5 protein-coding genes are annotated in these 6,486 nt (G+C 31.4%); all 5 read left to right on the top strand.

The genetic code is table 11. The features are described 5' to 3' along the window. Positions 1-407 precede the first annotated feature (407 nt). The 5 genes from BUC45_RS09845 to BUC45_RS09825 all read left to right on the top strand — a co-directional run bounded on the left by BUC45_RS09845 (position 408) and on the right by BUC45_RS09825 (position 6,412). The gene (locus BUC45_RS09845) at positions 408-1,850 is read left to right on the top strand and encodes a helix-turn-helix transcriptional regulator (protein WP_296972016.1); all 1,443 of its coding nucleotides are present in this window, start codon (positions 408-410) and stop codon (positions 1,848-1,850) included. A gap of 168 nt (positions 1,851-2,018) precedes the next feature. Further along, positions 2,019-2,543: a hypothetical protein gene (locus BUC45_RS09840; protein ID WP_296972015.1), complete on the top strand. Its 525-nt coding sequence runs from the start codon at positions 2,019-2,021 to the stop codon at positions 2,541-2,543. Between the two features lie 50 nt (positions 2,544-2,593). Further along, on the top strand, positions 2,594-4,714 hold the full coding sequence (locus tag BUC45_RS09835) for an HD domain-containing phosphohydrolase (protein WP_296972013.1): 2,121 nt from the start codon (positions 2,594-2,596) through the stop codon (positions 4,712-4,714). 122 nt (positions 4,715-4,836) lie between these two features. Further along, positions 4,837-6,057 (top strand): BTAD domain-containing putative transcriptional regulator, encoded by a 1,221-nt coding sequence (locus tag BUC45_RS09830; protein ID WP_296972009.1) that lies wholly within the window; start codon positions 4,837-4,839, stop codon positions 6,055-6,057. A gap of 178 nt (positions 6,058-6,235) precedes the next feature. Then, the gene (locus BUC45_RS09825; RefSeq protein ID WP_296972019.1) at positions 6,236-6,412 is read left to right on the top strand and encodes a hypothetical protein; all 177 of its coding nucleotides are present in this window, start codon (positions 6,236-6,238) and stop codon (positions 6,410-6,412) included. Positions 6,413-6,486: the final 74 nt, after the last annotated feature.

Genomic DNA, 6,486 nt, shown 5'->3' with positions numbered 1-6,486 from the left:
GAATTGCCCATTTTATTGTTTTTTTATGGGGTAAAATTATTTTTTGCATGCCATCAAACCATTATATAGTCTGGGCCTTGGAACAAAGCAATTAACTCACAATGATATTTTTTGCTTCCCAGGTTTAGCAAGACTTCTGTAATAGCTACGTGAGAATTATAATAAATATAGCTCATAAAACTCTTTATGATATTAAGGTATTTTTCATATATTAGCTGTGAATTTTGCCGTATTAATTAGAAATATTATGAAAAACATTGTATAATAAAAGTAGTTGAAAGATTATTTAGTATAAAAATATTCATTAATTTTTTGTAATATTTTTTAAAGTCTTAAATTATTATTTTGAAAATAGTTTAATAAAAAGTTTTTTGTTAGCAATACAAGTTTAAAAAGGAGAATAAAAAATGCCGGTAATTGAAAATAAATTATATGCAAAATTAAAGTTCCCCCTTGACAGCCGCATTTTATCAGTATTATTGTTTTCATTGTTTTCAGGGTGGCTACTTGCGTTTCCTTTTGAAGGGCAGATTTTTTATGCATTAGGTAATAAAAACAATATCGATATACATAATTTATTATTCTCAGGAATTTTTGCCCACTTTATTGGTCTATTTACCTGTGGTTTATTTGTAAAAAACATTCATACAGCAAAACGAACTTTTACATTTTCAACGGTTCTTTGTATAGCCGGAAGTACCATCTTTTTTTCTCGCTACTCAATTATGTGGCATATCTCTATAATACTTATCTCTCTATCAGCAGGATTTGTAATCGCATCTTGGGGGTTTTATTTGAAAAACTTTACTCCATCCAATGAACGAATAAAAACTGTGGCAGATGCACTGATTCTTTCAAATATAATTATGATTATTTTTAATGTAGTAGCGATAAACATATCCCCATATATATCTCTTGCTATATCTATACTTGCTCTTTTTTTCGCACTTATTTTAAATCATAATTTGAATATTGGTATGCCAACAAATCACCAATCATCGCATGAAAATTTAGTAATGGAGGAAAAGGTCATATTCCCTTTGCTCTTTTTATGTATTTTCATAATTATAATTACAATTAATTCTGGCCTTATGTACCGTATAATTAATCCTGCATTTGGGCATCATCAATTTCTGGTTAGCTGGTATTGGTCAATTCCATATATTACCACTATATTCATTTTGCGAAACCTTCCACTAAAAACTAACAGGACTTATGCCTTAACAATTGGGATTGCAATGATTGGGTTTTCTTTTTTATTATTTGCATACCTTGATCGCTCGGCTTTGAGCTATATAATTATTGATTCGTTGATGTTAGGCGCCTGTGGCATTTTCGATTTGTTTTGGTGGAGCATATTAGCTGAGATGCTGGATTATAGCAATAATGCGGCAAAAATATTCGGTATTGGACTTTCGGCAAATGTTTTAGGTGTGTTTATAGGAGAGTTAATCGGAAGTGCGATTTATACTGTAAATTTCGATAAATATGATCCTACTCTTATTGCATTTATAGTTGTATTTATAATAATGCTTATGCTGCCAATTCTCAATAATCAGCTTTTAAAGCTGCTAAAAACCCATGCATTTCTTACTAAGTTTTTCAATATGGATACACATGAGCAAAACGGAGCAATTTACAATTTTATGGAAAGCCGAAAATTAACTGAGCGTGAAAAAGAGATTACTGTTTTACTATTAAAGGGATTAACGTATAAAATGATCGCTAATGAGCTGTGTCTTAGTGAAAATACAATAAAGACTCATATAAAAAATATATATTCCAAATTTGATGTTAAAAGTAAGTCAGAACTCATGATAATTTTTAACGAGACTAATATAATATCATGAAAATTCAAACATATAAAGCCATTTTAAATAGAAAATGATTTAATAAAATCCCTATCACCCGAGAAATATGATAGGGATTTTTGTTAAATCACCCTTTTTAGGTGAAGATTTTTTTACAAAAGTAAATTATGATTAATTTAAATAAATGCTAAAAAGGATGTGTCCGTTTTGAATATAATTAAGTTAAGGTTAAAATATCTTGCCGCAGCAAATAGTTTTTGTATTGTTTTTACAGTATTTTTGGTTGCAATTAAAGGTCTACCCTATATTAATTTGTTTATACTTCTAGTAATTTCAGCCCTTATAATTTTAATTATATCTCTTCAGTCAGAATACCGCAGATATAAAGATGCGATGTTGATTATAGAAAATGAAATATTGCATATTCAAGTTATCAGAATTGAACAAGAAATTTTAAAAATGGATACTCCTGTAATCTGCCCTGACCGGGGATTTGTAATAATATCATGTTTTGGAATATTATCAGATTCTAAGATAATTAAATTCAATCAAGACAAAATTCCCTTAAACAGCATAGAAATAAATCAGAATGATATTAGATTTACCTATAGCTTAAAAGGTGTTAATCAAAAAATTATTATATTGCATGGTAAGCTGACTAAAGAACAGATCCGAAATATTGCAGATAGGTTTAGATATGAAACGGGTATCACTCCAAAGTTAGTAAATTAATAAATAAAAGATAATAAATAAAAATTATGTTCAGACTAGGAGGGGCTTCTGTGATAGATAATTTTGCAAGACGAACTAGTCAAGATTTGCCAAGGAAGCTACAAAGAACAGTAAACGTAGAGGAATTCTCTGAATTTCTGCGCATGTTGGATGACATGGATTACCAAAGTATCATAGATGCCTTGCTGCTGGTTTCAAAAGCAAAATATGTTATTCTCAATTTATTAACTGCCAACGGAAAGGAATTTATAACTGTTGCTATGTCGGGTTTAAATAAAGATCTAGATAGTATTAAGTTATTGCAAAAATATAATACTAGGTTTCCCAATTGTCTTCAGTCCGAAAAAAACAATAACAATACCAATATTATTGTTTTTCCTTCACTTTATGAATTTGCTAATTATACTATCAAAGAATCAATTATCCCGGAAACAATCAAAGGGCTAGATATAGGTCAAGTAGTATTGGCAGAAATTGTAGAAGATGATATTTTGTTAGGTAATGTTATTTTTATGATGTCTCAAGATAGGAGTTTTGATAAGCAAGCCCTTGTCCGATTGTATATTCGACAATTAGGTTTAGCTATAACACAAAAAAGAGCTGAAGAACTACTAAGACAAAAACTTGAACTAAACGAGAGTTTAATAAAATTACTGCAATATGAATTTAAGAGTATCGAGGAATTACTTGATTTTGCATTAAATGAAGCTTTAACTATTACTAAAAGCAAGCTCGGTTATATTTTTCTGTATGATGAGGAAAGTCAAGAAGTCACTCTTCATTCATGGTCAGATTCTGTTTTGCGAGAATGCCAAATAAAAGAGAAGCAAATGATCCCTAAATTAAAGGAAGCCGGTATATGGGCAGATGTGATTAAAGAAAAGAAAAGTATCATAATAAATGATTTTAATATTAAAAGCAGCTGCCCCAAAGGGCATGTTAAGTTGTCTAAATACCTTTCTATCCCAATATATGACAAAGGTAAAATTGTTGCAATAGTTGCCGTTGCCAATAAAGAAACCGATTATATACAGGATGATATTTCTGGCTTAACTCTTATCTTCAACAATGTATGGACCTTGGTTATGCGTAAGAGGAATGAGGAGCTGTTAATAAAAGAAAAAGAATTGCTTAAAACTACTTTAAATTCGATAGAATACCTGAGCTATCATGACCAATTAACTGGTTTATACAATCGCCGATTCTTTGAAGAAGAACTACGCAGATTGGACACACAGCGCAATCTACCCATTTCTGTAATTATGGCAGATGTAAATGGTCTAAAACTTGCTAATGATGCATTCGGCCATGAGTTAGGAGATAAGCTCTTGCAAAAAGCTGCAGATGTACTAAAAATGTCATGTCGCAAGGAAGACATTATAGCAAGAGTTGGCGGCGATGAATTTATAATTTTACTTCCCAAAACTTCAGAAAAAGATGTGAAACAAATTATAGAGCGCATAATAATTGCATCTTCCAATGTTAAAGTGGGCTCAATTCCGCTGTCCATGTCTTGTGGATGGGAAGCTAAAAAAACGGTAGGTGATGATATAAACGAGGTTTTAAAAAAGGCAGAAAATCTTATGTATAAGCGTAAGCTATTTGAAAGTCCCAGTATGAGAAATGCGGCTGTAACCGCTGTTATACAAACATTATATGAGACTCATAAGTTAGAAGAAAAACATTCCAAGAGAGTAAGCGATTTGTGTGTTGCTATGGGTAAAGAGCTTTTTTTAAATGCTAGAGAATTAGCTGAACTAAGGACAATAGGACTTCTTCATGATATCGGAAAAGTGGCCATAGACAAGGCAATCTTGAGCAAATCAGATCCTTTTACAGATGAGGAATTGATGGAAATAAGGAGGCATCCAGAAACGGGCTATAGGATATTAAGCTCGGTAAGTGATTTATCCGAAATTGCTCAATATGTGCTTTTACATCATGAGCGCTGGGATGGCTCTGGTTATCCAAAAGGTCTAAAAGGTAAAGAAATCCCATTCAAATCAAGAATTGTTGCAATCGCAGATGCTTATGATTATATGACTAGCTATAACCCCCAAAAAAGAACATTATCACAAAATGAAGCTATTGAGCGAATTAAAAAAGGAGCAGGCAAAGAATTCGATCCAGAGCTCGCAAAGGTTTTTATTGAAAGGGTGCTTACCAAATAAAGATTTTAGACTATGTTATTTTAAATTACATTATACGAATTTCAAATTTTCTGGTAAAATACAAGTTGAAGCCTATTAGGCGATAAAATACAGCTTTGAAAAAAAGGGGGTTAATGAGCAATATGAGTATAGAAATTTTTACCTTTGGTGATTTTGATATAAAACTTGATGGTGATTCAGTTTTAAAAAAAGGCAAAAGAAATAACAAAAATCTTGTACTACTAAAGTATTTTGTTACATTTCAAAATAAAAAATTGGTTCCTGAAGACATAATAGAAAGCATATGGCCAGATGCAGATTTTATAGATCCAAAAAACGCACTTAGGACTCAAATATTTAGACTTAGAAAAAACCTTGAATTTGTAGGTCTTATAGATGTTGAAAGCTTACCATATAGATTCGATATTATTTTTGAAAACGGATTTTATATATTTAATACTGGCGATGATTGCATAATTGATTATATTCAATTTGAAGATAGTATTAAGAAAGCAGATAATTTAAGGGCCACTAATCCTGATGATGCAACAGAAATTTACAGACAAATCATAGATATTTATAAAGGTGAATATCTGGCGGAAAATCCTTATAGTGAATGGGTATTTATTATAAGAAGTCGCTACCACCGCCTTTTTGTGCAATCTGTTCTTAGGCTATTTAAACTGTTGAAGGACAAGAAACAGTTTAACGAAATAATTGATATATATGAAAAAGTTGTAAATTACGAACCCTTTGAAGAATCTTTTCACGTTTACTTTCTTGAATCATTATTGGAATTAAAAGAGTATAAGAATGCTCTGAGCCACTATAATTATATTACCGGTAAGTTATATAAAGAGATGTCTATAGGCCCAACTCCCGAATTAGAATCCATATATCGTAAAATTACCAGTGACAAAGAAGAAAGACCCGAGAAGAATTTGACACAAATAAGCCTTAGAATGACAAATAGTGATGCCGTTAATGGTGCACTGTTTTGCGATTTAGATTATTTTAAAACCATATATAATTTTGAACGTAGAAAGATATTAAGGTCTGGTAATATGGGATTTTTGGGTTTGATTTCGATTGTGGATACTTCAGGCAATTTTTCAGAGAAAAATAAAGATATTGCAGGAAATTTGTTAGAAAACATATTATTAACATCACTTCGTAAAGGTGATGTATTTGCTTGGTGGAATCCGTATCAAATTATATTGCTCCTCACAAATGTAAGTGAAAATAATCTCCAGGATATAGGCAGCAGAATCAAGACCAAGTTTAAAAATGAGATTTTATCTGATAAAATTCGCATTGAAATTTCATTCCAACCTGTAGGATCTAAGGAGTCTTTTATTCAATAAATTTTTGAGTCCTATCCGGCTTTTAGGCCGGATTTTTTTTGTAATTAAAGCATATCCAAAGTGTAATTAGAATAAAACTTAAAATAAATTGAGATAACATCTGTACGAAAGTAAAATAAAACATCTGCTTGATAAAATAAAATAAACGAATCAATGAAGGTCTTCGGGAGGAGTCGCCATGGATTATGAATTGATTACAGATGATAAAGAAAATACAAAGCCGGTCACTACTACAACATTTGTAATCAAAGTGCTATATTGCGAGAATGCAAGTATCCAGGGATATATTCAATGGTTGGAAGGCGAAAAAACAATCCCATATCGGATATCCCGATGGCTGGCGCAAAGGTGTTGAGATTAGAAAACGCAAGAACGACATCATTGATTCTATCCTCATTGCTGATTTAATCCGCTACGGACAGTTTGTGG

The organism is Tepidanaerobacter sp. EBM-38 (genome assembly GCA_001896545.1).
GTDB lineage: Bacteria > Bacillota > Thermosediminibacteria > Thermosediminibacterales > Tepidanaerobacteraceae > Tepidanaerobacter.
Note: the sequence above shows the minus strand (reverse complement) of the source record. Positions and strands in the feature narration are given on the sequence as shown.